The organism is Bradyrhizobium sp. NBAIM08 (assembly GCF_020193935.1).
GTDB classification, from domain to species: Bacteria; Pseudomonadota; Alphaproteobacteria; order Rhizobiales; family Xanthobacteraceae; genus Bradyrhizobium; species Bradyrhizobium yuanmingense.
Map to the genome: position 1 here is coordinate 1 of NZ_JADYVR010001211.1, position 389 is coordinate 389.

Genomic DNA, 389 nt, shown 5'->3' on the forward strand with positions numbered 1-389 from the left:
GCGCAATGCCGATCCCGTCGCCACGTGGATCGAGGCGTTGTCGCTGGCCCGTCTTGGCCTGAGGTCGCCGATCTCGGTCGAGCAGTTCTACGACGGTGAGGTCGATGGCTTCGCCGACATGTTCCCTCTGTACCGGCGCGAGCTCGAACGGTCGAACGTGGTCGACTTCGACGAGCAGATCCAACGCGCGATCGAGGTGCTGCTCACCGATCCCACTGCACGTGCCGCAGCCGAACGGGCGTGCCGGATGATGTTGGTCGACGAGTTCCAGGACCTGACGCCGGCGCACCTGCTGCTGGTCAGGTTGCTGTCGGGGCCCGACGGCGCCGTGTTCGGTGTCGGCGACGACGACCAGACCATCTACGGCTACAACGGCGCCGATCCAGCGT

1 protein-coding gene is annotated in these 389 nt (G+C 66.1%); it reads left to right on the forward strand.

Annotation, left to right across the window (positions count from 1 at the left end):
• A partial coding sequence (locus I6F37_RS44195) for a UvrD-helicase domain-containing protein (RefSeq protein ID WP_225155015.1) occupies positions 1 to 389 on the forward strand: 389 nt, incomplete at both ends.